The organism is Streptomyces sp. NPDC005820 (assembly GCF_040630255.1).
Classification (GTDB): Bacteria; Actinomycetota; Actinomycetes; order Streptomycetales; family Streptomycetaceae; genus Streptomyces.
Genome location: NZ_JBEXXE010000035.1, coordinates 69,352 through 91,962, shown reverse-complemented (window position 1 = coordinate 91,962; position 22,611 = coordinate 69,352). Strand labels below are relative to the sequence as shown.

Annotated in this window: 25 protein-coding genes, 4 pseudogenes and 1 riboswitch; of the genes and pseudogenes, 19 read left to right on the top strand and 10 right to left on the bottom strand. The window is 69.9% G+C overall.

Annotation, left to right across the window (positions count from 1 at the left end; translation table 11 throughout):
* The first annotated feature begins 48 nt into the window (after positions 1–48).
* Positions 49–1,767: an NAD(P)/FAD-dependent oxidoreductase gene (locus ABZ464_RS35575; protein WP_359284184.1), complete on the top strand. Its 1,719-nt coding sequence runs from the start codon at positions 49–51 to the stop codon at positions 1,765–1,767.
* A 17-nt stretch (positions 1,768–1,784) separates the two neighbouring features.
* Here the strand turns inward: ABZ464_RS35575 and ABZ464_RS35570 are convergent, their stop codons facing one another.
* Together ABZ464_RS35570 and ABZ464_RS35565 are read right to left on the bottom strand one after the other, a co-directional pair.
* On the bottom strand, positions 1,785–2,507 hold the full coding sequence (locus ABZ464_RS35570) for a DUF5995 family protein (protein ID WP_359284181.1): 723 nt from the start codon (positions 2,505–2,507) through the stop codon (positions 1,785–1,787).
* A gap of 130 nt (positions 2,508–2,637) precedes the next feature.
* The gene (locus tag ABZ464_RS35565) at positions 2,638–2,820 is read right to left on the bottom strand and encodes a hypothetical protein (RefSeq protein ID WP_359284179.1); all 183 of its coding nucleotides are present in this window, start codon (positions 2,818–2,820) and stop codon (positions 2,638–2,640) included.
* A gap of 72 nt (positions 2,821–2,892) precedes the next feature.
* On the opposite strand from ABZ464_RS35565, the gene ABZ464_RS35560 reads away from it, so the two are divergent.
* The 3 genes from ABZ464_RS35560 (at position 2,893) to ABZ464_RS35550 (ending at position 3,987) form a co-directional block, all read left to right on the top strand.
* Positions 2,893–3,201 carry a helix-turn-helix domain-containing protein gene (locus tag ABZ464_RS35560; protein WP_359284270.1) on the top strand — a complete coding sequence of 103 codons (309 nt, stop codon included), beginning with the start codon at positions 2,893–2,895 and terminating at the stop codon, positions 3,199–3,201.
* The gene (locus ABZ464_RS35555; protein ID WP_359284268.1) at positions 3,116–3,553 is read left to right on the top strand and encodes a transposase; all 438 of its coding nucleotides are present in this window, start codon (positions 3,116–3,118) and stop codon (positions 3,551–3,553) included. Before ABZ464_RS35560 ends, ABZ464_RS35555 begins: the two co-directional genes overlap by 86 nt.
* A 71-nt stretch (positions 3,554–3,624) precedes the next feature.
* Positions 3,625–3,987 (top strand): hypothetical protein, encoded by a 363-nt coding sequence (locus tag ABZ464_RS35550; protein ID WP_359284177.1) that lies wholly within the window; start codon positions 3,625–3,627, stop codon positions 3,985–3,987.
* Positions 3,988–4,071: 84 nt separating this feature from the next.
* Here the strand turns inward: ABZ464_RS35550 and ABZ464_RS35545 are convergent.
* Together ABZ464_RS35545 and ABZ464_RS35540 are read right to left on the bottom strand one after the other, a co-directional pair.
* Positions 4,072–4,600, bottom strand: a pseudogene (locus tag ABZ464_RS35545) (leucine zipper domain-containing protein); the annotation flags it as partial.
* Positions 4,601–4,650: 50 nt separating this feature from the next.
* Positions 4,651–5,016: a VOC family protein gene (locus tag ABZ464_RS35540; RefSeq protein ID WP_359284174.1), complete on the bottom strand. Its 366-nt coding sequence runs from the start codon at positions 5,014–5,016 to the stop codon at positions 4,651–4,653.
* Between the two features lie 93 nt (positions 5,017–5,109).
* On the opposite strand from ABZ464_RS35540, the gene ABZ464_RS35535 reads away from it, so the two are divergent.
* Together ABZ464_RS35535 and ABZ464_RS35530 are read left to right on the top strand one after the other, a co-directional pair.
* A complete protein-coding gene (locus ABZ464_RS35535; RefSeq protein ID WP_359284171.1) occupies positions 5,110–6,075 on the top strand; it encodes a WYL domain-containing protein in 966 nt (321 codons plus the stop codon).
* A 68-nt stretch (positions 6,076–6,143) separates the two neighbouring features.
* Positions 6,144–6,342, top strand: a pseudogene (locus tag ABZ464_RS35530) (transposase); the annotation flags it as partial.
* Here the strand turns inward: ABZ464_RS35530 and ABZ464_RS35525 are convergent.
* Complete coding sequence (locus tag ABZ464_RS35525) at positions 6,332–6,691, bottom strand: hypothetical protein (protein ID WP_359284169.1); 360 nt, start codon at positions 6,689–6,691, stop codon at positions 6,332–6,334. The pseudogene ABZ464_RS35530 and the gene ABZ464_RS35525 sit on opposite strands and share 11 nt — an antisense overlap.
* An 85-nt stretch (positions 6,692–6,776) precedes the next feature.
* Between ABZ464_RS35525 and ABZ464_RS35520 the strand changes: the two are divergent.
* Positions 6,777–7,231 (top strand): annotated as a pseudogene (locus tag ABZ464_RS35520) (IS5 family transposase); the annotation flags it as partial.
* 185 nt (positions 7,232–7,416) lie between these two features.
* Positions 7,417–7,890, top strand: coding sequence for an SMI1/KNR4 family protein (locus ABZ464_RS35515; protein WP_359284166.1), 474 nt, complete (start codon positions 7,417–7,419; stop codon positions 7,888–7,890).
* Positions 7,891–8,039: 149 nt separating this feature from the next.
* Here ABZ464_RS35515 and ABZ464_RS35510 read toward each other — a convergent pair.
* A pseudogene (locus ABZ464_RS35510) lies at positions 8,040–8,189 on the bottom strand (nitrate reductase); the annotation flags it as partial.
* Between the two features lie 132 nt (positions 8,190–8,321).
* Between ABZ464_RS35510 and ABZ464_RS35505 the strand changes: the two are divergent.
* Positions 8,322–8,780, top strand: coding sequence for a thioesterase family protein (locus ABZ464_RS35505; protein ID WP_359284163.1), 459 nt, complete (start codon positions 8,322–8,324; stop codon positions 8,778–8,780).
* Here ABZ464_RS35505 and ABZ464_RS35500 read toward each other — a convergent pair.
* Positions 8,740–9,951, bottom strand: a complete 1,212-nt coding sequence (locus ABZ464_RS35500; protein WP_359284160.1) for an MFS transporter — start codon at positions 9,949–9,951, stop codon at positions 8,740–8,742. The genes ABZ464_RS35505 and ABZ464_RS35500 overlap by 41 nt on opposite strands.
* Before the next feature lie 127 nt (positions 9,952–10,078).
* Between ABZ464_RS35500 and ABZ464_RS35495 the strand changes: the two genes are divergently transcribed.
* Positions 10,079–11,257 carry an ROK family transcriptional regulator gene (locus tag ABZ464_RS35495; protein WP_359284159.1) on the top strand — a complete coding sequence of 393 codons (1,179 nt, stop codon included), beginning with the start codon at positions 10,079–10,081 and terminating at the stop codon, positions 11,255–11,257.
* Positions 11,258–11,797: 540 nt separating this feature from the next.
* Here ABZ464_RS35495 and ABZ464_RS35490 read toward each other — a convergent pair.
* Together ABZ464_RS35490 and ABZ464_RS35485 are read right to left on the bottom strand one after the other, a co-directional pair.
* Entirely contained in the window at positions 11,798–12,562 is a 765-nt protein-coding gene (locus ABZ464_RS35490) for an NAD(P)H-binding protein (protein ID WP_359284157.1), read from the bottom strand.
* 99 nt (positions 12,563–12,661) lie between these two features.
* A complete protein-coding gene (locus ABZ464_RS35485) occupies positions 12,662–13,546 on the bottom strand; it encodes an RNA polymerase sigma-70 factor (RefSeq protein ID WP_359284156.1) in 885 nt (294 codons plus the stop codon).
* Positions 13,547–13,814: 268 nt separating this feature from the next.
* A riboswitch (FMN riboswitch) is annotated at positions 13,815–13,945 on the top strand.
* 149 nt (positions 13,946–14,094) lie between these two features.
* On the opposite strand from ABZ464_RS35485, the gene ABZ464_RS35480 reads away from it, so the two are divergent.
* From ABZ464_RS35480 to ABZ464_RS35440, 9 genes are all read left to right on the top strand, one after another.
* Complete coding sequence (locus tag ABZ464_RS35480) at positions 14,095–14,703, top strand: riboflavin synthase (protein WP_359284153.1); 609 nt, start codon at positions 14,095–14,097, stop codon at positions 14,701–14,703.
* Complete coding sequence (gene pnuC, locus ABZ464_RS35475; RefSeq protein WP_359284150.1) at positions 14,700–15,341, top strand: nicotinamide riboside transporter PnuC; 642 nt, start codon at positions 14,700–14,702, stop codon at positions 15,339–15,341. Before ABZ464_RS35480 ends, pnuC begins: the two co-directional genes overlap by 4 nt.
* Positions 15,338–16,627, top strand: coding sequence for a bifunctional 3,4-dihydroxy-2-butanone-4-phosphate synthase/GTP cyclohydrolase II (locus ABZ464_RS35470; RefSeq protein WP_359284147.1), 1,290 nt, complete (start codon positions 15,338–15,340; stop codon positions 16,625–16,627). Before pnuC ends, ABZ464_RS35470 begins: the two co-directional genes overlap by 4 nt.
* Before the next feature lie 24 nt (positions 16,628–16,651).
* Positions 16,652–17,137, top strand: a complete 486-nt coding sequence (gene ribH / locus ABZ464_RS35465) for a 6,7-dimethyl-8-ribityllumazine synthase (protein ID WP_359284144.1) — start codon at positions 16,652–16,654, stop codon at positions 17,135–17,137.
* A gap of 34 nt (positions 17,138–17,171) precedes the next feature.
* Positions 17,172–17,444, top strand: coding sequence for a phosphoribosyl-ATP diphosphatase (locus ABZ464_RS35460; protein ID WP_055636932.1), 273 nt, complete (start codon positions 17,172–17,174; stop codon positions 17,442–17,444).
* 49 nt (positions 17,445–17,493) lie between these two features.
* Positions 17,494–18,348, top strand: coding sequence for an ATP phosphoribosyltransferase (hisG, locus tag ABZ464_RS35455; protein WP_359284141.1), 855 nt, complete (start codon positions 17,494–17,496; stop codon positions 18,346–18,348).
* A 32-nt stretch (positions 18,349–18,380) separates the two neighbouring features.
* A complete protein-coding gene (locus ABZ464_RS35450; RefSeq protein WP_359284138.1) occupies positions 18,381–18,863 on the top strand; it encodes a PH domain-containing protein in 483 nt (160 codons plus the stop codon).
* 206 nt (positions 18,864–19,069) lie between these two features.
* Positions 19,070–20,419 (top strand): hemolysin family protein, encoded by a 1,350-nt coding sequence (locus ABZ464_RS35445; protein WP_359284137.1) that lies wholly within the window; start codon positions 19,070–19,072, stop codon positions 20,417–20,419.
* Entirely contained in the window at positions 20,416–21,501 is a 1,086-nt protein-coding gene (locus ABZ464_RS35440; protein ID WP_359284135.1) for a hemolysin family protein, read from the top strand. Before ABZ464_RS35445 ends, ABZ464_RS35440 begins: the two co-directional genes overlap by 4 nt.
* Positions 21,502–21,571: 70 nt before the next feature.
* Here the strand turns inward: ABZ464_RS35440 and ABZ464_RS35435 are convergent, their stop codons facing one another.
* Positions 21,572–22,318, bottom strand: coding sequence for a peptidoglycan-binding protein (locus ABZ464_RS35435; RefSeq protein WP_359284134.1), 747 nt, complete (start codon positions 22,316–22,318; stop codon positions 21,572–21,574).
* Between the last annotated feature and the right edge of the window lie 293 nt (positions 22,319–22,611).

Below are 22,611 nucleotides of genomic sequence, written 5' to 3'. Positions count from 1 at the left end.
CCCGAACCTTCCCGTCGTACGTCGTAAGCCGCAAGGAGCCCCTACCCCATGACGTCCATGGTGCCCAACGCCGTCGAGCACACCGACGAGCCGCAGCAGCCCCCGATCACCATGTTCGGCCCGGACTTCCCGTACGCCTACGACGACTTCCTCGCCCACCCGGCGGGCCTCGGCCAGGTCCCCGCGACCGAGCACGGCACCGAGGTCGCCGTCATCGGCGGCGGACTGTCGGGCATCGTGGCCGCGTACGAGCTGATGAAGATGGGCCTCAAGCCGGTCGTGTACGAGGCCGACCGGATCGGCGGTCGGCTGCGGACCGTCGGCTTCGACGGCGCCGGGGCCGAGGGGCTCACCGCCGAGATGGGCGCGATGCGCTTCCCGCCCTCCTCCACCGCCCTGCAGCACTACATCGACCTGGTGGGCCTCGAGACCAGCCCCTTCCCCAACCCCCTTGCCGAGGCGACCCCTTCGACGGTCGTCGACCTCAAGGGCGAGTCCCACTACGCCGAGACGATCGACGACCTCCCGCAGGTCTACCGCGATGTCGCCGAGGCCTGGAACAAGTGCCTCGAAGAAGGCGCCGACTTCTCCGACATGAACCGCGCGATGCGCGAACGCGACGTGCCGCGCATCCGGGAGATCTGGGCGAAGCTCGTCGAGAAGCTCGACAACCAGACCTTCTACGGCTTCCTCTGCGACTCCGAGGCCTTCAGGTCGTTCCGGCACCGGGAGATCTTCGGCCAGGTCGGCTTCGGCACCGGCGGCTGGGACACCGACTTCCCCCACTCCATCCTGGAGATCCTCCGCGTCGTCTACACCGAGGCCGACGACCACCACCGCGGCATCGTCGGCGGCTCCCAGCAGCTGCCGGTACGGCTGTGGCAGCGCGAGCCGGAGAAGATCGTCCACTGGGCGTACGGCACCTCGCTGGCGAGCCTGCACGAGAGCGGCGAGCCCCGCCCGGCCGTGACCCGGCTGCACCGCACGGCCGGCGACCGGATCACGGTGACCGACGCGAACGGCGACATCCGCACCTATCGGGCGGCGATCTTCACCGCCCAGTCCTGGATGCTCCTGTCGAAGATCGACTGCGACGACTCCCTCTTCCCGATCGACCACTGGACGGCGATCGAGCGCACCCACTACATGGAGTCGAGCAAGCTCTTCGTCCCCGTCGACCGGCCGTTCTGGCTGGACAAGGCCGTCGACGACAAGGGAAATCCGACGGGCCGGGACGTGATGTCGATGACGCTCACCGACCGTATGACGCGCGGCACTTACCTCCTCGACGACGGTCCGGACAAGCCCGCCGTCATCTGCCTCTCCTACACCTGGTGCGACGACAGCCTGAAGTGGCTGCCGCTGTCCGCGAACGAGCGGATGGAGGTCATGCTGAAGTCGCTCGGCGAGATCTACCCGAAGGTCGACATCAGGAAGCACGTCATCGGCAACCCGGTGACCGTCTCCTGGGAGAACGAGCCCTACTTCATGGGCGCGTTCAAGGCCAACCTGCCCGGCCACTACCGCTACCAGCGGCGCCTGTTCACCCACTTCATGCAGGACCGGCTGCCCGCGGAGAAGCGGGGCATCTTCCTCGCCGGCGACGACATCTCCTGGACGGCGGGCTGGGCCGAGGGCGCCGTCCAGACCGCGCTCAACGCGGTCTGGGGCGTGATGCACCACTTCGGCGGCGCGACCGACGCGACCAACCCGGGCCCGGGTGACGTGTACGACGAGATCGCCCCGGTCGAGCTGCCGGAGGACTGAACGCGAGGGCTGACCTCTCAGTCCCGCAGGGGCGTGAGCAGCATGCGCCCCGCGAACCCCACCGCCGTGTCCAGGCGTTCGCCGAACTCCTCGGCGACATCGGGGAGCCGGCGCAGCGCCCACAGCGCCCGGGCCGCCGTCCAGGTGGCGTCCCGGGCCCGCTCCAGGCTCCAGGAGCCCAGCAGATGGGTGAGCGGATCGGCGATCTGGAGGAGGTCGGGGCCCGGCATCAGCTCCTCGCGGATGCGTTCCTCCAGCGCGATGAGCAGGTCTCCCACCTGCTCGTACTCGTCCACCAGATCGGCGGGTTCGCAGCCGAGGTCACGGCAGGCGTCCACGACGGCGAGCGCCAGGTCGTGCCCGATGTGCGCGTTGATCCCGGCGAGCGCGAACTGCAGCGGCCGTACGCCGGGATGGCGGCGCATCTGGAACAGCGGACGCCAGCAGGCGGGCGGGCGCCGGTCGGCCACGGCCGCGTCCACCGCGGCCAGATAGCGCTCCGCGAACCGCACGTCCAGCGTGCGGGCGGCCTCCGCGTCCGGGAAACGGCCCGTGTCGATCCGCCGGTCGACCTCCTGGGTCACGGTGAGGTACACCCGGTTGAAGACCGCGAGCCCGTCAGCGACCGGCAGAGCCGCGTCCAGGGCCCGCATCCGGGCGATCACGTCGTGCACGGTCGCGTCGAGAGCCACGTCGACGGCCGGGTCCACGGATGGGATGAACTGCTCCAATTGCGGCATGGGGGAAGGGTCGCAGCCCTGGACCACCCCGCACGTCGACGAGCCGGGCGCTTCCCCGGAACGGGGGAACGGGGCCGCCGCGCGGGTGCCGGGACGAGGCCGACAGGGCACAGGCCGCGCACCGCCGGGGCTACCAACCGGCCTCGTCGTAGGAGCTGCTGCGCTGGGCGACCTCGCCCAGGCCGAGGAACGCGGTGGCGACGCCTACGAGGGCCTCCCACGGGACGCCGGGGAATCGCGCTACGAGGACGGGAGCGACGTAGCCGAGCAGACCAAGCAGGCGGACATCATGACGGGAAACCAATTCCTTCATGAGGACTCCTAAGGGATCGCTCGCAGGTGGACTTGGCGGCGGTGACCTTCGGCCGGATTGGCCGGAACGGTGATGGTCTGGCCGGGGTGGATGGTGTCCGGGCCCTTGATGCTCGGGTTGGCGGTGAGGACCGCAGCTACTGAACCTGAACGAGTGATGTCGGGGCGTTCGGCAGATCCGGGACTTCGGGTCCGGTACTGCTGGGGCTGTGAGGTACGCGCAAGGTGGGGCTGCTCTGCCGCGGAAAGGTCCGCCCGCGAGCGGGTGCGTCTGGATGCGGTAGCCCGGTTCGAGGCTGGGCAGACGAGCAGAGCTATCGCGACCGCGCTCAGGGTGTCGGAGCGGTCGGTGGAGCGATGGCGACCTCGGTGGCGCGAGTAAGGGCTTCGGCTGGCGCGACTTCCGCGACCTGCTGATCCGCGCCCGCGTCCAGCTCGGCGGCCCGATCGTCCTTGTCTGGGACAACGTCCGCTTGCACCTGACCAAGTCCCTGCGGGAGCTCATCGAAACCAACGCGGACTGGCTCACGGTCTTCCAACTGCCCACCTACGCCCCTGACCTGAACCCGCAAGAAGGTATCTGGTCTCTGGTCAAGCGCGACATCGGCAACCTCGCCGCCGCTGACCTCAGCCAGATCACCCGCGCTGTGAAGCGCAAGCTCAAGATGTTGCAGTACCGACCGGAGGTCATCGACGGCTGCCTCGCCGGCACCACCCTCGTCCTGGACGATTGAGCCGGCCGGCCGAACGGTGCTGGGCTGGGCACAGTCGTCATCTAAGGCCGCTGGTCAGATACGGTGACGGGATGATCGAGAGCCTGCCTGCCGACCTGGCCGACGTGCTTGCGCTGGTCCTGAACAGGGAGGATCCGGTTCATGTCGCGCTCCGAAGGCAGGTTCCGTACCTCAGCGTGCGGGCGCGCTGCACATGCGGGTGCGGTACTGCCTACTTCGAACTCGACACCAGCGAGGTGGAGCCCGCGCCCGCTGGCCCCGGCACCGTCGTGGCGGCCGAAGCGCAGGTGGTCGTCGAAACCGGCGAGTGCCCCGGTGAGGTCCTGGTCTTCACGCAGGGCGGCTACCTGTCGTGGCTGGAAGTCTGCTCATGGAGCGACGACGTCGAGGTGACACTGTCCGCCGCACGTCACTGGCTCCAGCCCCGCTCTTGATCCCGACCGGCGAGTGTCCAGCGGTCTCCGATCGTCACGGCACCACGAGCCGACCGACATCACGAGTTCAAGTTCAGTGGCGACCTTGGCCTGATCGCTGTCCCGGCCGTGGATCCGCCCCCCACTGCCATCAGGGATCCGGCTGGCCTTCTTCATATCCAGGTGCACCATGTGTCCGGGCCAGCGGGCGGTGATCTTCCCCGGCTTCCGGTTGTTCTCGCCGCCTGGGTCGATGAAGCGGCGTTTGCCGAGGCTGAGCCGGGTCAGGTGTCGGCTGACAGTCCGCCGGTCGGTCACAAAACCGATGCTCACAAGTTCGTCGGTGATCCGTTGCGCGGACCACTTGTGCTCGCGGCGCCAGGACTCGATCTGCTCGATGCCCCATGCAGGTGTCGCGTTCGGACTCCGGTGCGGGCTCCACGGCCGGTCTTGCAGTCCCGCATCACCGTGTAACCGCCAGCGATTTACCCACTTGCTGGCGCATGCACGGGATGCCCATTTCAGCGGCGACGTGGGCGATGGGATGTGTCTGGCACCGCTTCACGAGCCGCCTACGGCCCTCGACGCTCAGGGGCGCGTTCGCGTGTGGTACTCGTCGTCCTCTCGAAGTCAGACGACGGCAGGCGCGACACCTGTCGTTGGCGCCTGCCGCGTTGTGGACTTTCAGCCCTTCGGTGCGACGCGGATACGGTTCCCGTCAGGATCGGCTGCGAGGAAGGTCAGCCCGAACCCTGCGTCATGAGGCTCGTGCAGGATCGTGACGTCCTTGGACTGCCACTGCTCGAAGATCGCGTTGATCTCGTCGGGCCCACCGTCGATGGCCAGGCAAACCTCACTGGTACGCGGGACGTCCGGTGACAGATCCTCGAACTGGCCAGACCACACAGCGAGGTCGGCGCCTGGCCCGAGGCCGAAGGTGATGTATCCCGGAGTCTCGAACGAAGGGCTCATGCCGAGGAGGCCGCCGTAGAAACGAGCTGCGGCGGGCGCGTCGTTCACGTAGACGATGGACACGACGGATGTGGTCATGGTTGTTCCTTCTCACAGGTCGTAGGTACGCATCCACCAGCCTGATCCGAATATGCGCCGCATCGTGTCGTAATTTCCTGAAAAACTTGGGGCGTGACGCCAGACCGCTTTTTCACCCTGATGCTGCTCCTCGAATCGAGGGATGCAGTGACCACACAGGAACTTGCCTCGGCGCTCGGGGTGTCCCTTCGAACCATCACCCGGGACCTGAACTGGCTCCGCGACGCCGGTCTGCCGGTGACGGCACACCGGGGCCGCCTCGGAGGCGTGACCATGCTGCCCGGGTCCGGGCTCGATCTCACGCGACTCACGCCTGGCGAGCGTGATCATCTCTCGCTGACCGGGCTGGATGAGAAGCAACGTGCGGAGCTCAACGCATCGGTCGAAAGCCGGCGCGCGCTCTCCAAGATCGCCGATACACAGTCACGTCGAGTTCATGAGCTCCTCCCGCTCACCGACGTAGTGCACGTGGACAGCCGCCCCTGGCTCCAGACACGAGCTTCCGGCACGACTCCGGCTTCGCTGATCGCCTCGGTGCGGCGAGGTCGCCGGCTACGGATCGCGTACGACAGCCCACGCGAGTCATGCCCACGCGACCTGGTCGTGGATCCGTACGGGCTGTTCGCCAAGGCCGGCATCTGGTATCTCGTCGCCGACTGTGCCCAAGTGCCACAGATTTACCGACTCGAACGGATCACGACGTGGAAAGAAGTCGACCAGCCACGACGGACCCGCGAGAACCAAACCCTGGCCACCGTCGCTGCAGCGCTCATTGATCAGTGGGAACACAGCCATGCGATAGAGGTCAGCGTCACCATCGACCAAACCCAGATCGAGCGAGCGCGACGGATCTTTGGCCAACGACTCGTCCGGGACGACCATGGGGCATCCGCCACCGGCCACAACGTGACGATCCGATTCCTGCATCTGGAGGACGTGCGAGCACTACTGCCGTTCGGGAGCGCCATCACTGTGCACGGCCCCACCGAAGCCAGGGCTCACCTCCGCGCCCTCGCCACCAACCTCGCCCACCACTATGCGCCGTCACCAACGTCCTGACCCGCAACAACTAGAGGTACGACTACGACCACCTGGGTCGGTGGCTCAGTCGGCGAGGCATCCCCCACCGCATCGCCCGCAAGGGCATCGAATCCTCCACACGACTGGGCCGTCACCGCTGGGTTGTCGAACGGACGGTCTCCTGGCTGGCCGGCTGCCGACGTCTGCACCGCCCCTACGAACGCAAGGCCGAGCCTCCTGGCCTTCGTCGGCATCGCCGCAGCCCTCATCAGTTACCGCCGCATGACAGGGCGGCTCAGGGCCTGAGCCCGTTTTCCTGTATGTCGAAGCAGACCAGACCCATCGAATTCGCCATGGAAGCCACATGGACGGAGGCTTCCTCGGCCCTGTCCCACCGCAATGGCAAGTAGACCAGCGGACCGCCGGCCCCATGGATCAAGGGCCCTGCGGCCCAGGGCGAGGATTCCTCCACGTCCTCCGTCGCATCACACCACCGCCCGAGAAGCGCCCCTACGAAAGCCGCTATCCGCTCGGTTGGAGGATGCTCCGCATGTTCATCGTCCAGGAAGCGCTCGTAAAGATCCTCGAAGACACGGCCAGCGGACCTGTTATCCACCGGCCGCTGCCCTTCCCATACAGCCATGTCGTAGCTCACGCGAAGAGGCTCTCACGAGGCGATAACACGCCAACGCTGCTAGCCGAGTGAGCCAAAAGAAGCGCTGTCCAAAAGGGGGAGCGACACGGGCCCGTCGCCGGTCGATCGGGGCCGGGCCGGCTCAAAGCGCCACTTGATCACCGACGGGCACGGCACCTCGCTCGCGGCCCTGCTGACCGCTGGCAACCGCAGCGACGTCACCCAGCTGCTGCCCTGCTCGACGCCATCCCACCGGTCCGCAGCCGTGTCGGCCGTCCCCGCCGGAAACCCGACTCTGTGTTCGCCGACCGTGGCTATGACCACGACGTCCACCGCGACCAGGTCCGCGATCGCGGCATCGTGCCGGCGATTGCCCGCCGTGGCCCGCGCCCCGGCACAGGCTAGGCACCTACCGGTGGGTGATCAAGCGGAGTTTTCGCGTGGCTGCACGGTTTCCGACGCCTGCGGATCCGCCGGGAACGTCGGGCCGACATCCATGAGGCCTTCCTCAGACTGGCCTGCTGCCTCATCACCTACCGACAAGTGAAATCCTTGTGTTAGCCGTTGTGCGCTGCCCGACGGAGTTCAAGCATCTCGGACCGCAGCCGCCCGGTGCCCATGTTTGACCTCTCGAGGCGGTCGCCGAGGCCGGCCACCCGCGGCGACAAGGAAGGAACTCCGATATGGCTCAGCTTGCTGTCGCTCGCCTGCGTCAGCTACTCCCGCCACCTGTCTCCGGAGGGGACGTGGCGGACTGGGAAGGGCTCACCGGCGCGGCCCAGTTGCAACTCCCGGCGGACTACCGTGAGTTCGTGGAGCTGTACGGCGGGGGAGAGATCGACGAGTACCTGTCCATCAGTACTCCTCCCATCCAAGGTTCGCCCTACGGGGATCTCCTCGCCGGAGTCGAACCCGCACTCTCAGACCGGGACTGCCAGGAACTGAGCGCTCTTCTTGGAGGGCAAGACTTGCCGCTCATGTTGCCCTTCGCGGACTCGGCGAGCAGCGATGTCACCTTCTGGCTACGGAAGGGCGCACCCGACAGTTGGAAGGTGGCCACCTTTCGAAGGCAGGCACAGCACGGGGCGAACCGCTGGACGATCTTCAACGGTGGCATGGCACAGTTCTGCCCGGCCGTCCTGACCGGCGTAGTGGATCCGTTCAGCGAGCAGATCGCGGGACCAGGCTCGCACACCTTCGTGAACTGGCGCGAGATGTAACCACGAGACCCGCACGACCACCCGAACGTACTGCTGTGCTTGCAGGCGCCGGTAGGCGACTCACCTCATTGTGTTAGCCGTTGCCAGAGGAAGGACCGCTCGGGCCGTGATGTCTGGGGATCCTGACGCTAGTGACGCACGCTCGGGGTGACGAACGAGGCGCCGAACATCGCCACCACGTGCTGGGCGCCGAGCCCGATCGTGCGGGGCCAGGAGAGCCGCTCGTCGGGCCGGACCACCGCGCCGGGCGCCGGGGTGCGTCCGTCGCCGTGCAGTTTCCAGCGGACGCCAAGATCCATGGTGCGGTATCGCTCTCGCTCGTACGGGTGCTGAGGTCCGGATCATTCTCACCTGCGAACGGAAGGTGAGCGACCGCTTAGCGACCCCGTACGATGGTGTCGTTGCCCCATACATGCACAGGAGCCCCGCCCGTGACCGCCGAAGCCCCGATCGCCCCCGCCCTGTCGTACGGCCGGCTGATCCCCGTCAGCGTCCATTTCGACGACCTGGACGCGCTCGGCATGCTGCACAACGCCCGTTACCCACTGCTGGTCGAGCGCGCGTGGACCGAGTTCTGGGAGGCCAACGGCGTCCGCTTCGAGGGCGACTGGGCGAGCGCCGGCGACGCCTGCAACGTGGTCAGGGAACTGCTCATCGGCTACGAGGCCCCGGTCACCCGCACCGGCACGTACGCCGTCCACCTCTGGCTGGAGCGGCTCGGCACCACCGGGCTGACATACGGCTTCCGCCTCTGCTCGGTCGACGGGGCCACGACGTACGCGCGCGGCACCCGGGTCCTCGTCCGGCTCGACGCGGCCACCCTGCGGCCCGCGCCGTGGAGCGAGGGCTTCAGGGCCGCGGGTCGGGCACTGCTGCGGCCCGCGGACTGACCTTCGCACCGGTCCGCTCGCCGGTGCGCAGCACCCCCGCGAACGCCGCGAGCCCGCACGCCAGCACCGTCACCACGCCGAACGACACCACCAGGCTCGTCGCCTGCGCCACCCCGCCGATCAGGCTCGGCGCGATCAGCCCGGAGGTGTACGTGATCGTCGCGACGCCCGCGATGGCCTGACTGGGGTTCGGCCCGCTGTGCCCGGCCGCGGCGAAGCACAGCGGTACGACGACGGCGATCCCCAGGCCCATCAGCCCGAAGCCGGTCATCGCCACCGCCGGATGCCCGGCGAGGACGATCAGCAGCCCGCCCAGCGCGGCCAGCACCCCGCCCGCCCGTACGGTCCGCACCGCGCCGAAGCGGTTCACCACCGCGTCGCCCACGAGCCGGGCCGCCGCCATGGTCAGCATGAACCCGGTGGTGCAGGCCGCCGCGAGCCCCGCCGAGGTCTCCAGCTGATCGCGCAGATAGACGGCCGACCAGTCCAGGCTCGCGCCCTCGGCGAACACCGCGCAGAACCCCACCGCGCCGATCAGCAGGGCCGAGCGGGGCGGCAGCGCGAAGCGCGGCGGCGGCTCCTCGTCGTCCTGCGGACGCAGATCCGGCACCCAGTGGCAGGCCAGCAGACCGAGCGCGGTGAGGACGGCGGCCGCCAGCGCGTGATGCACGCGCGCGTCCGCGCCCAGGTGTGCCGCGAGCGTCCCGCCCGCCGAGCCGATCAGCGCCCCGGCGCTCCACATGCCGTGCAGCCCGGACATGATCGACTTCTCGAGCAGCCGCTCCACCTCCACGCCGAGCGCGTTCATCACCACGTCGGCCATGCCCGAGGTCGCGCCATAGGCGAACATCGCCAGGCACAGCGTCAGCAGGTTCGGCGCGAGCGACGGCAGGGTGAGGGAGAGCGTCCACAGGGAGATCAGCAGGCTCAGGGCCGTCCGGGTGCCGAGGCTGTGCGCGATCCGGCCGGCCAGCGGCATCGAACACGAGGCGCCGAACGCCGTGAAGGCGAGGGCGAAGCCCAGCTGGCCCGCGCTCACCCCCGCGTGGTCCTGGATCCACGGCACCCGGGTGGCGAACGAACCGGTGACCGCGCCGTGCACGGTGAACACGGCCGCCACGGCGTACCGGGCGCGCCGCACCTGAGACGGTACGTGGACCACTTCGCTCATTCTTCCGCCCCTTCCGGCCGCGCACCGCTCCGGCGCGATGCGCGTCGTAAACTATCAGGAACCCTGCCTGATAAAAAGAGAGCGCTCTCGGACCGGCGCTCGTCCGGCCCGTGGGAGGATTCCCCGCATGCCCGCATCCCCTCGCACCGCCCGGGCCATCAACGACCGGCTGGCCCTGCAACTGCTGCAGGACGAAGGCCCGTTGACAGCCGGACGGTTGAAGGAACTCACCGGCCTGTCCCGGCCGACGGTCGCCGACCTCGTCGAACGCCTCACCGTCGCCGGACTGATCGAGGTCGCCGGGGAGGCGGGGGAGCAGCGGCGCGGCCCCAACGCCAAGCTGTACGGCCTGGTCGCCGACCGCGCTCAGCTGGCGGCGCTGGACGTGCGCACCGAGGGGGTCGCCGTGCGGGTGTCCGACCTGGTGGGCCGGGTCCTGGCGGAGGCGTCCGTGCCGATCGCCGGTGACATCGGCACCGGCCCGGCCGTGGAGCAGGCGGTGACGCTGGTCGAGCGGACCGTGAAGGAGGCCGGCGTCGAGCGGCTGCACACCGTCGGCATCGGCGCGCCCGGGCTGATCGACCCGGCCGGGGGAGAACTGCGCAACTCCATCGGCCTGCCCGAATGGCACCGCCGTCTGGTGGCGGCCCTTCAGGAACGGTTCCCGTACGCGCGCGTGAGCGTCGAGAACGAGACCAACCTCGCCGCCCTCGCCGAACAGCGGGAGGGCGCCGCCCGGGACCGCGACACCTTCGTCCTGCTCTGGCTCGGCCACGGCACCGGCGCCGCCGTCGTCCTCGACGGCACCCTGCGCCGCGGCGCCTCCGGCGGTACCGGAGAGATAGGTTTCCTTCCGGTCCCGGGCACGGCCGGGCTCCCCTCCGCCGCGGACTGTGAGGGAGGTTTCCATTCCCTGGCCGGTTCGGCGGCGATCACCGCACTGGCCGCGGAGCACGGGCTGACGGCCCGCGCGGAGGGGGAGGAGCCGTCCGGGGCGGCCGTGGTGCGGGCGGCGCTGGAGCAGGGCGACTTCGGGGGGCCTTTCCTCGCCGCTCTCGCCGACCGCGTCGCGATCGGCGTCGCCTCGGTCGTCGCCGTCCTCGACCCCGGGTGTGTGGTCCTCGGGGGCGAGATCGGGCAGGCGGGCGGGCCGGAGCTGGCCGGGCGGGTGGCGGAGCGGCTCCGCAGGATGACGCCCCTGCCGACCGAGGTCCGGCCGAGCGCGCTCGGCGGCGCGGCGGTCCTGCGCGGCGCCCTGCTCACCGCCAGGGAGTCCGCGCAGGAGGAACTCTTCGGGACGCTCTGAGCACGCGGGCCCCCGCGCCGCACCGACCTCCGCACGCCGCTTACCGAAGGCCTGCGGCGCCGCGCCACCCGGCACACCATTACGCGCGCGTGCCGCTCGTCGGTCCTTGCGCGCCCGTGCCGCTCATCGAGCCTTGCGCGCCCGTGCCGGTCACCGTGTCCCACGGGCGCGTGCCGTTCGTCGAGCCTTGCGCGCCCGTGCCGCTCATCGCGTCCTACGCGCCCGTGCGGTTCGTCGGGCATTGCGCGCCCGTGCCGGTCACCGTGTCCCCCGGGCGCGTGCCGTTCGTCGAGCCTTGCGTGCCCGTGCCGCTCATCGCGTCCTACGCGCCCGTGCGGTTCGTCGGGCATTGCGCGCCCGTGCCGGTCACCGTGTCCCCCGGGCGCGTGCCGTTCGTCGAGCCTTGCGTGCCCGTGCCGCTCATCGCGTCCTACGCGCCCGTGCGGTTCGTCGGGCATTGCGCGCCCGTGCCGGTCACCGTGTCCCCCGCGTGTGTGCCGCTCACCGCGTCCTACGCGCGCCCGTGCCGCTCACCGTGTCCTACGCGCCCGTGCCGCTCATCGGGCCCCGCGCGCGTGCCGTCAGGTACTCCTCGAACGTCCCCTTCCCCACGGCCCGTTCCGGTGCCAGGTGGCCGCCCTCGCGGAACGCCCGGTAGGCCGCGCCGAACAGCGGCACGTTCACCACCCGGCGCCGCTTGCCGCTCGCCTTCAGATACGCGCGGGCCAGCGACTCGAACGTACGGACCTCGGGTCCCGCCATGTCCTCGACGCGCCCCGCCGGAGCCCCGGCCGCCAGCTCCGCGAGCCGGTCGGCGACCTCGGCCACCTCCACCGGCTGGTCGCTCACCCCGGCCGGCAGCACCAGCACCGGCACCCTGGCCAGCGCCTCGAACATCTGGAGCAGCAGATCGTGGAACTGCGTCGCGCGCAGCACGGTCCAGCCGAGCCCCGAGTCCGCGACCAGCCGCTCCACGGCCAGCTTCGCCCGGTAGTAGCCGAACGGCACCCGGTCCACCCCGACGATCGAGATGTACACGAGGTGCCGTACCCCCGCCTTCCGGGCCGCCGCGATCAGCCGGTCGGCCGCCTTCTCGTCGCCCCCGCGCGGGGTGCTCGCGCAGTGCACGACGGTGTCCACGCCGGCCAGGGCCGTGTCCAGCCCCGGCCCGCCCTCCCGCAGATCGACGGCGTACGGCCGGCTGTGCCGGCTCAGCACCCGCACCTCGTGCCCGTCCGCCCGCAGCCGCTCGGTGACGAGCCTGCCGAGGGTTCCGGTACCGCCGGTCACCAGGATCGTGGTCATGCTCTTCAGCTCCTTCGGACACCTGGGCGCTCCCGTGCGGAACGCCCTTTCGCCCGCTGGGACCGAGCGGTGCCCGCCGTATGTGACAGAGCTCCGCGATCACGCGAGCTGACGCCGTACGAAGTCCAGCTTGTCCGGGTTGAGCACCGCGCGCAGGCCGGTGATCCCGTCGGGGCCGCAGTCGAAGCCGATCGCGGCCACCAGCGTGCCGCCGTCCCGGGCGAGCAGCGCCGGCGCGCCGTTGAGCTCGACGGCGGTGTACGTGAACCCGGCCGCGAAGCTCCGGGACCCGCCGGCCAGGAACCGCAGTACCTTCTCGCGCCCCTCGATCGGCCGCAGCGCCGCGCCGACCCTGCCCCCGCCGTCGCTCCACCACGTCACATCGGCCGCGAGGATCCGCTCCAGCCCGGCGAGGTCACCGTCCCGGGCCGCCGTGAGGAACGAGGCCACCAGTTCCTCCCGCCGCCGGGCGGGGACCTCGAAGCGCCCTTCCCCGGCCGCCAGCCGCCGCTCCGCGCGCCGGTACAGCTGGCGGCAGTTGGCCTCGCTCAGATCCAGCGTCCCGGCGATCTCCCGGTGGCTGTAGGCGAACGCCTCCCGCAGCACGTACACCGCCCGCTCGGTCGGCGTCAGCCGCTCCAGCAGCACCAGCATCGCGAGCGACACGGCCTCCCGTTGCTCGGCGGAGTCCAGCGGGCCGAGGGTGCCGTCGGAGGTGACCACGGGCTCGGGCAGCCAGGGTCCGGTATAGCGCTCGCGCCGCGCCCGTGCCGAGGTCAGCCGGGTGAGGCAGAGGTTGGTGACGGTTTTCGCGAGCCAGGCCGCCGGATGGGTGATCGCGGTGCGGTCGGCCCCGCTGAACCGCAGATACGCGTCCTGGACCGTGTCCTCGGCCTCCTCGGCCGAACCGAGCATCCGGTACGCGAGCCCGAACAACCGGGGGCGGTGCGTCTCGAACTCGTCGGCGGTCGCGGGCGTCGTCATGGGGCCACCCTGTCAGAGCCCCACGGAGGGAGGTCCGGCGACGGGCAAGGGCCGTCGTCACCGCCGCCGGACCGTACCCGTATGACCCTAAGAGGACTAGACCAGTGGGTCAATAGGTCTGGACCAGCCGTCAGATGCGCTCCGCGTGCCGTCAGTTGGGGTGGCCGAATCCATGCGACAAGTCCAGGGATGCATCCTGTGAGCGAGCCCACACACTTCGCTCGTATGGACGACCATCGGGCGTGGCACACTGGCCCTGTACCTAAAGCAGCGCACTCCGGGGTCGGTGAAAGTCCGAACCGGCGGTTACAGTCCGCGACCCGGTCACTTCCAGTGGCCGGTTGACCAGGTGAAATTCCTGGACCGACGGTTAAAGTCCGGATGGGAGGCAGTGCGCGGCGGGCGGGCATTCGTGCGCGCCGCCGTATGTGTACTCGTCCAGGCGGACGAGTCTGTCGGCGTCGCCCCCCGATGTCCCCGCTCGTGTCTGCTGTCGTCATCGACAGGCCCCGGAGTCCGTGCCCGAATGAGGCAGGAGGACCCGGGAAGTGTTCACCGGAATCGTCGAAGAACTGGGTGAGGTCACCGCCGTCGAGAATCTCGGCGACGCCTCCCGCTTCCGGCTGCGCGGCCCCGTCGTCACCGACGGCGCGAAGCACGGCGACTCCATCGCCGTGAACGGGGTCTGTCTCACCGTCGTCGAACACGAGGGCGACGAGTTCACCGCCGACGTCATGGCCGAGACCCTCGACCGCTCCAGCCTCGGTGCCCTCGCCGTCGGCTCCCGCGTCAACCTCGAACGGCCCACCGCCGTCGGCGCGCGCCTCGGCGGGCACATCGTGCAGGGACACGTGGACGGCACCGGGCAGGTCCTGGAGCGCAGGCCCTCGGAGAACTGGGAGATCGTCAAGGTCTCCCTCCCCGCCGACCTCGCTCGCTACGTCGTCGAGAAGGGCTCCATCACGGTCGACGGCATCAGCCTCACGGTCGTCGAGGCCGGCCCCGACTTCTTCACCGTCAGCCTCATCCCCACCACCCTCGCGCTGACCACGCTCGGCCTCAAGCAGCCCGGCGACCCGGTCAACCTCGAGGTCGACATCGTCGCCAAGTACGTCGAGCGCCTGCTGACCACGACCCAGCAGGGAGCAGCCCGGTGAACTGGCTGAACTCCGAGGCGTTCGTCGCCTTCGACCAGCACATCATCTGGTCGGACATGATCGGCAACATCCTCGGCCTGATCACGCTCGCCCTCGGCTGGCGCCGCTCCCTGATGACCTGGCCGGTCCAGTTCCTCTCCGGCCTGGTCCTGTTCATCGCCTTCTACGGCCACCTGGCGGGCAGCGCCGGCAAGCAGGTCGTCGTCATGGTCGTCGCCCTGTACGGCTGGTGGCAGTGGAACCGCAACAAGGGCCAGTCGGGGGACGGGCACATCGTCCCGCGCTTCGCCACCTGGACCGAGCGCGCGGCCATGCTCGGCGCCGCCGCCCTCGGCACGGTCGCCGTGGCCCTGCTCTTCAAGGCCTACCCGTCCCTGTCCTGGGACCCCTGGCCCGACGCCTACATCTTCGTCGGCACCATCGTCGCCATGTACGCCCAGGCGCGCGGCATGGTCGAGTTCTGGATCGCCTGGCTGCTCGTCGACCTGGTCGGCGTCCCCCTCAACTTCGCCAACGGCTACGCCTTCTCCGGCTTCGTCTACGTCATCTACGGCGCGCTCGTCCTGTGGGGCATGCGCGACTGGTGGCTGCGCTCCCGCAAGGCCGCGCGGCCCACCCTGGAAGGAGCGCCGGCATGAGCACGGCACCGATCCTGTACAGCACCGACGGCCTCGACGACCTCAGCCTCGACCCCGTCGAGCAGGCCATCGCCGACATCGCGGCCGGCCGGCCGATCGTCGTCGTCGACGACGAGGACCGCGAGAACGAGGGCGACCTCGTCATCGCCGCCGAGAAGGCCACCCCCGAGATCATCGCCTTCATGATGAGCGAGTGCCGCGGCCTGATCTGCGCCCCCATGGAGAGCGACGAACTCGACCGGCTGAAGCTCCCTCAGATGGTCGAGGACAACACCGAGTCGATGAAGACCGCCTTCACCGTCTCCGTGGACGCCTCCGGCGCGCACGGCGTGACCACCGGCATCTCCGCCGCCGACCGCGCCGCCACCCTCCGGCTCCTGGCGAGCGGCGACTCCGAGCCGACGGACTTCGTCCGCCCGGGCCACATCTTCCCCCTGCGCGCCCGGTCCGGCGGGGTCCTGACCCGCAACGGCCACACCGAGGCCGCCGTCGACCTCGCCCGCCTCGCGGGGCTGCGCCCGGCCGGCGCGATCGTCGAGATCGCCGGCGAGGACGGCCGGATGCTCCGGCTGCCCGAACTGATCCCGTTCGCCCGCAAGCACGGCCTGACGATCATCTCCATCGAGGACCTGATCGCCTACCGCCGCAGCGCCGAGCCGACCGTCCGCCGCGAGGCCGAGACCCGGCTGCCCACCGTCCACGGCACCTTCACCGCGTACGGCTACCGCTCCACCGCCGACGGCGTCGAGCACGTCGCCCTCGTCCACGGCGAACTCGGCGACGGCGAGGACGTCCTGGTCCGGGTCCACTCCGAATGCCTCACCGGCGACATCTTCGCCTCCCAGCGCTGCGACTGCGGCCCCCAGCTCGACGCCTCCCTCCGGCGCATCCAGGACGAGGGCCGGGGAGTCGTCGTCTACCTGCGCGGACACGAGGGCCGCGGCATCGGCCTGCTGTCCAAGCTGCGGGCGTACGAGCTCCAGGAGCAGGGCCACGACACCCTCGACGCCAACCTGGAGCTGGGCCTGCCCGCCGACGCCCGGGACTACGGGGCGGGCGCGCAGATCCTCGCCGACCTCGGCGTGCACAGCGTCCGGCTGATGACCAACAACCCCGACAAGAGCGACGCGCTCGTCCGGCACGGCATCGAGGTCACGGACCGCGTGCCGATGCCCGTCCAGGCGGGCGAGCACAACATCCGCTACCTGCGCACCAAGCGGGACCGGATGGGACACGACCTGCCCTGGCTGGACACGGCCCCCGTGTCCCCCTGCGGCAACCAGTAAGCAAGAAACACCTCTAGGAGAGACGTGAGCGGCAAGGGCGCACCGGAACTGTCCGTACGCAATGTGGGTGACCTCAGGGTCGCCGTCATCGCGGCCCAGTGGCACGAGAAGGTGATGGACGGTCTGGTCGACGGCGCGCTGCGCGCCCTGCACGACCTGGGCATCGACGAGCCGACCCTGCACAGGGTCCCCGGCAGCTGGGAGCTCCCGGTCGTCGCCAAGGTCCTCGCGGGCCGCGGCTACGACGCGATCGTCGCCCTCGGGGTCGTCATCCGCGGCGGCACCCCCCACTTCGAGTACGTGTGCCAGGGCGTCACCCAGGGCCTGACCCAGGTGTCGGTCGAGACGGGCGTCCCCGTCGGCTTCGGCCTCCTCACCTGCGACACCGAGGAGCAGGCCCTCGACCGGGCCGGTCTGGAGGGCTCCAACGAGGACAAGGGGCACGAGGCGGTGACCGCCGCCGTGGCCACCGCGGCCACCCTCCGCTCAGTATCTGAACCCTGGAGGTAGGCGGCCCGGCATTACGGCTAGGGTGGGACGCACCATGTCCAAGAAGACGTTCGAGGAGCTCTTCGCCGAGCTCCAGCAGAAGGCCGCCACCGGCGACCCCGCCACCTCCCGCACCGCCGAACTCGTCGGCAAGGGCGTCCATGCCATCGGCAAGAAGGTCGTCGAAGAGGCCGCCGAGGTCTGGATGGCCGCCGAGTACGAGGGCAAGGAGGCGGCCGCCGAGGAGATCTCGCAGCTGCTCTACCACGTCCAGGTGATGATGGTCGCCCGCGGAATCTCGCTGGACGACGTCTACGCCCACCTGTAACACCTGATTCCGACCGACACCCACTTCTCACGCGAAGGAAGCCGACCTCATGCTGCGCATCGCCGTCCCCAACAAGGGTTCCCTGTCAGGCCCTGCGGCGGAGATGCTGCATGAGGCCGGCTACCGGCAGCGCCGCGAGTCCAAGGAACTGCGGATCGTCGACCCGGTCAACGAGGTCGAGTTCTTCTACCTCCGCCCCCGCGACATCGCGATCTACGTCTCCTCCGGCAAGCTCGACATCGGCATCACCGGCCGCGACCTGCTGATCGACTCCGGTGCGAAGGCCGAGGAGATCCTCCCGCTCGGCTTCGCCCGCTCCACGTTCCGCTTCGCCGCCAAGCCGGGCACGGCAGGCGGCGTCGAGGACCTCAAGGGCCGCACGGTCGCCACCTCGTACGAGGGCATCGTCGAGGGCCACCTCGCCGAGCACGGCATCGACGCCTCCGTCGTCCACCTCGACGGCGCCGTCGAGACCGCCATCGAACTGGGCGTCGCCGAGGTCATCGCCGACGTCGTCGAGACCGGCACCTCGCTGCGCAACGCGGGCCTGGAGGTCTTCGGCGAGCCCATCATGAAGTCCGAGGCCGTCGTGATCCGCCGCACCGACGCGGAGTCCGACGAGGCCGAGCCCAAGGTGCAGCAGTTCCTGCGCCGCCTTCAGGGCGTCCTGGTCGCCCGGACCTACGTGATGATGGACTACGACTGCCGGGTCGAGCAGCTCGAGAAGGCCGTCGCGCTGACCCCGGGCCTGGAGTCGCCGACCGTCTCCCCGCTGCACAACGAGGGCTGGGTCGCCGTCCGCGCCATGGTCCCCGCCAAGGAGGCCCAGCGGATCATGGACGACCTGTACGACATCGGCGCCCGCGCCATCCTCACCACGGCCATCCACGCCTGCCGCCTCTGACCTCGACCTCGACCACGACCTCCACCGGGAACATGTCCGATCTTCCGGGCAGCGAGCTGCCCACCCTCCCCGTCACCTTCCGGCCGGGCCGCACCCGCGCGGTGCTGCTCTCGGCCGGGGTGGCGATCTTCCTCGTCATCTCCGGCGTCGCCATGCTGCTGGAGAAGCTCGGCCCGGGGGAGCGGCTCAGCTTCGTCGTCACCGGCGCCCTCATCTTCTGGGCGCTGGCCCAGCTCGCCCGGGTCCGGGTCGTCGCCGACGACAGCGGAGTCACCGTCGTGAACATCGCGAGCAGGCGGCGGCTCGACTGGGCCGAGATCATCCAGGTGAACCTCCGTCCGGGCGACCCCTGGGTGTTCCTCAACCTCACCGACGGCACCAGCCTGCCCGCGCTCGGCATCCAGCCCGGCATCAACAAGCAGCAGGCCATCACGGACGCCCGGGCCCTGCGCGGACTCGTCGAGGCCCGCTCGGTCCGGGACCCCGAGACCTCCACCGAGCAAGATCAGGGCTGACTCGGGGGCGCCGCCCCTGCCGCTCAAGGCCCTGTCTTGATTAATCTGGTGACGGAGGCGTTCCCTTTGTGCCTCCACCCCTGTGGTGCCCTGCCGGTGCACAGGGGTTTCCTGCTACCCGAGGAGTGACCCTCTCCGGCGATGGACGGTTCGTCCTGTAGTACCTGCGCCGCCCCCATCCGGCATGTTCCGGAGGCGGCGGCATCATGACCATCCCCTTGCTGCTCCTGGCAGCCGCGTTCCTGCTCATCCTGGCCAACGGCTTCTTCGTGGCCGCCGAGTTCGGCCTCGTCACGGTCGAGCGGCCGGAAGCGGAGAAGGCCGCCGCCGAAGGCGACAAACGAGCCCATACGGTCGTGGAGTCGCTCAAGGAACTGTCCTTCCAGCTCTCCGGCACCCAGCTCGGCATCACCATCACCTCGCTCGTCGTCGGCATGCTCGCCGAACCGGCGCTCGCGGAGCTACTGCACACCCCGTTCACCGCGATCGGCATCCCCGAGGGTGCCGTCTCCGGTGTCGCCGTGGTCGTCGGCATGCTGCTCGCCTCCGCCGTCCAGATGGTGGTCGGCGAACTCGTGCCCAAGAACTGGGCGGTGTCCAAGCCCCTGCAGGTCGCGCGGTTCGTGGCCGGCCCGCAGCACGCCTTCTCCCGGCTGTTCCGGCCGGTGATCTCGGCACTCAACACCGTCGCCAACCGGCTGGTGCGCGCCCTGGGCGTCGAGCCCACCGAGGAGCTGGCCTCCGCCCGCACCCCCGGCGAACTCGTCTCCCTGGCCCGCCACTCGGCCCAGGCCGGCGCCCTCGAGCAGGACACGGCGGATCTCTTCGTCCGGACCCTGTCCCTGGCCGAGCTCACCGCGCAGCATGTGATGACCCCGCGCGTGAAGGTCAGCGCCCTGCAGTCCTCGGCCACCGCCGAGGACGTGGTCAATCTGACCCGGGCCACCGGCCTGTCCCGCTTCCCCGTCTACCGCGAGAAGATCGACGAGATCGTCGGCATGGCCCATCTCAAGGACGCCCTGGCCGTCCCCGTCCAGGACCGGCTGCGCACCCCGGTCGCCCGCATCGCCCGCCCGGCGCTGCTGGTGCCCGAGACCCTGCCCGTCCAGCCGCTGCTGGCCCGGCTGCGCAGCGAGCAGCCCATCGCCGTCGTCGTCGACGAGTACGGCGGCACCGCGGGCGTGGTCACCCTGGAGGACATCGTCGAGGAGATCGTCGGCGAGGTCCGCGACGAACACGACGGCCACGACACCCCCGAACTGGCCGCCGCCCCGCCCGAGGAGGGCAAGCCCGCCTGGGACGTCGACGGCAGCTGCCGGGTCGACACCCTCCAGCGGATAGGCCTGGAGGTGCCCGAGGGGCCGTACGAGACGGTCGCGGGCCTCGTCGCCGACCTGCTCGGACGGATCCCCGCCGTCGGCGACCGGGCGGAACTGCCCGGCTGGCGGCTGTCGGTGCGCCGGGTCGGCCACTACCGGGCCGAACGGATCCGGCTGGTCCACGTCGGCCGGCTCGGTCAGGCCGCGGCGGCCCAGGTCGCGGAGGTCGCCCGATGAGCGTCGTCCAACTCGTCTTCGCCGCGCTGCTCGTCCTGGCCAACGGCTTCTTCGTGGGCGCCGAGTTCGCACTCGTCTCCGTGCGCCGCAGCCAGATCGAGCCCCTGGGCACCGCGCGCGCCCGCCAGGTCCTCCACGGCCTGGAGCGCCTGCCGCAGATGATGGCCGCCGCCCAGTTCGGCATCACGCTGTGCTCCCTGACCCTCGGCGCGGTCGCCGAACCGACCGTCGCCGAGCTGCTGGAACCGTTCTTCGAGTGGATCCACCTCCCGCACGGCATGATCCACCCGCTGGGTTATGTCATCGCCCTGGCCGCCGTGGTCTTCTTCCACCTCGTCATCGGCGAGATGGTCCCGAAGAACCTCGCGATGGCCGCCCCCGAGAAGGCGGCCCTCTGGCTCAGCCCGGGGCTGGTCGCCTTCGCGCGGCTCTGCCGGCCGATCACGGTCGCGCTCGGCGCCTGCGCCCAGGCCATCCTGCGGCTCTTCCGGGTCGAGCCCAAGGACGAGGTGGAGGCCGTCGTCACCAGCGAGCAGCTCAACCGGCTGCTGGAGGACTCCGGCCAGGCGGGTCTCCTCGACCCCGAGGAGCAGGAGCGCCTGGAGGACGCGCTGGAACTGGGCTCGCGTCCGGTGACCGACGTCCTCCTCAAGCGCGAGTCGCTGATCACGGTGCCCCCGTCGGTCACGCCCGGCCAGATCGTCGAGCTCACCGCCCGCACCGGGTACTCCCGCTTCCCCGTCGCCGCCGAGAACGGCGCCTTCATGGGCTATGTCCATGTGAAGGACGTCCTCGACGTGGAGGACTCCGAGCGGGCGGTGCCCCAGCAGCTGTGGCGCCCGATGACGACCCTGCGCTCCGACCTCCCCCTGGACGACGCCCTGACGGTGATGCGCCGCGCGGCCACCCACCTCGCCCAGGTCGCGGACGTCTCCGGCAAGGTCCTGGGCCTGGCCGCCCTGGAGGACGTCCTGGAACTCCTGGTCGGTGAGGTCACCGACCCGGCGCACCGGGAAGTCCCGGAGGTCCGACTGACGGAGCCACGGGCGAGCGGCGAGCCGGAAGAGGCGCTGGCCGGCTAGCCCGGTCAGGTCTCTGGCCGGCGGGGCTGGTCGTCCCCCGGTCGGCAACGCGTACCAGCCGTCGATGAGCTCAGGCGGCGACAGTGAACCCGTGCCGGCTGCCGAGCTCAGTGAGGGTGGACTCGCCCGGGATGCCGTCGGCGTTCGCTCCGGTGAACCCCTGGCGACGCTGGAAAGCCGCGTAGGCGTCGACGGTACGGGACCCGAAGGATCCGTCATCGCCGAACGTCGGGTCCAGCAGCCCCTCCGCGACCAGGGCGGCCTCCACGGGTCTGACGTCCGCCGGGAAGGTCGTGTGCCCCTGGACGGCACCCGGGTCGGTGCGTGCGGCAGTGACGACGTGCGAGAGGCTGACACGGACACCGGTGGGTGCGGCACCAGGCCGTGGAGCGCCCTTCTTCACCCACTCCTGGAGCGGGTCGCCGGGGCAGGCGGTGGCGAAGCCGTCGCGGTGGCCTTTGACTTCCGCTCCGGCGCCGCCCTTCGCCCGCAGCAGGTCGATGGCGTCGCGCATGCCCGCCAATTGAGCTCTGGTCGGACGGGTGAGTCCGGAGTCGCCCACCATGGCGCACACCGAGTAGTGGTTCACGTTCAGTTGGTGGTTGCCATTCGCGGCTTGCAGTTTGTGCAGGCCACGCCCTTCGAAAACATGTCCGTGCGGACAGACCACGAAGCTGTAGGCGATGTCGGAGTAATTCTCCTTGCGGTCCGCCAGATGGTCAGCCTGGATCGCCCGCACTCGGCCGGTGCACTTGGTGTGGTTTTCCGGCTTGGCGAGATCGGACGGTACACGAGTGCCCTCATAGTGGACCTTCACGCCACGAGTGGACGCGATGTGCACGAGGGGTGATCGGGGCGGTTTGGCCCCCCAAACGGCGCGAGTGACGAGATGCATTCCTCACTCCCTTGCGAGTGGAAAAGCGCGGTGGCGCCGAGAACCTGCGGTTCTTGGCGCATATGTATCGTCTTTTTCAGAGTGCATCTGCACACTGGGACAAGTCAAGCAATGCGCCCCGTTTGCCCCGTTGGCGACACGGTCATACGGTCGAAGTAGCGAATCCTCCGCGAGACACCGCGATTCGTCATTTGTATATGCGTCAATAAAGTGAG

Excerpts from the sequence above, each read along its gene's own strand:
- ABZ464_RS35570 (WP_359284181.1), bottom strand. The coding sequence starts at position 2,507 with ATGCCGCAATTGGAGCAGTTCATCCCATCCGTGGACCCGGCCGTCGAC.
- ABZ464_RS35485 (WP_359284156.1), bottom strand. The coding sequence starts at position 13,546 with ATGACGACGCCCGCGACCGCCGACGAGTTCGAGACGCACCGCCCCCGG.
- ABZ464_RS35500 (WP_359284160.1), bottom strand. The coding sequence starts at position 9,951 with ATGAGCGAAGTGGTCCACGTACCGTCTCAGGTGCGGCGCGCCCGGTAC.
- ABZ464_RS35550 (WP_359284177.1), top strand. The coding sequence starts at position 3,625 with ATGATCGAGAGCCTGCCTGCCGACCTGGCCGACGTGCTTGCGCTGGTC.
- ABZ464_RS35575 (WP_359284184.1), top strand. The coding sequence starts at position 49 with ATGACGTCCATGGTGCCCAACGCCGTCGAGCACACCGACGAGCCGCAG.
- ABZ464_RS35440 (WP_359284135.1), top strand. The coding sequence starts at position 20,416 with ATGAGCGTCGTCCAACTCGTCTTCGCCGCGCTGCTCGTCCTGGCCAAC.
- ABZ464_RS35540 (WP_359284174.1), bottom strand. The coding sequence starts at position 5,016 with ATGACCACATCCGTCGTGTCCATCGTCTACGTGAACGACGCGCCCGCC.
- ABZ464_RS35450 (WP_359284138.1), top strand. The coding sequence starts at position 18,381 with ATGTCCGATCTTCCGGGCAGCGAGCTGCCCACCCTCCCCGTCACCTTC.
- ABZ464_RS35470 (WP_359284147.1), top strand. The coding sequence starts at position 15,338 with ATGAGCACGGCACCGATCCTGTACAGCACCGACGGCCTCGACGACCTC.
- ABZ464_RS35495 (WP_359284159.1), top strand. The coding sequence starts at position 10,079 with ATGCCCGCATCCCCTCGCACCGCCCGGGCCATCAACGACCGGCTGGCC.
- ABZ464_RS35490 (WP_359284157.1), bottom strand. The coding sequence starts at position 12,562 with ATGACCACGATCCTGGTGACCGGCGGTACCGGAACCCTCGGCAGGCTC.
- ABZ464_RS35560 (WP_359284270.1), top strand. The coding sequence starts at position 2,893 with ATGGTCTGGCCGGGGTGGATGGTGTCCGGGCCCTTGATGCTCGGGTTG.
- ABZ464_RS35460 (WP_055636932.1), top strand. The coding sequence starts at position 17,172 with ATGTCCAAGAAGACGTTCGAGGAGCTCTTCGCCGAGCTCCAGCAGAAG.
- hisG (WP_359284141.1), top strand. The coding sequence starts at position 17,494 with ATGCTGCGCATCGCCGTCCCCAACAAGGGTTCCCTGTCAGGCCCTGCG.
- ABZ464_RS35565 (WP_359284179.1), bottom strand. The coding sequence starts at position 2,820 with ATGAAGGAATTGGTTTCCCGTCATGATGTCCGCCTGCTTGGTCTGCTC.
- ABZ464_RS35445 (WP_359284137.1), top strand. The coding sequence starts at position 19,070 with ATGACCATCCCCTTGCTGCTCCTGGCAGCCGCGTTCCTGCTCATCCTG.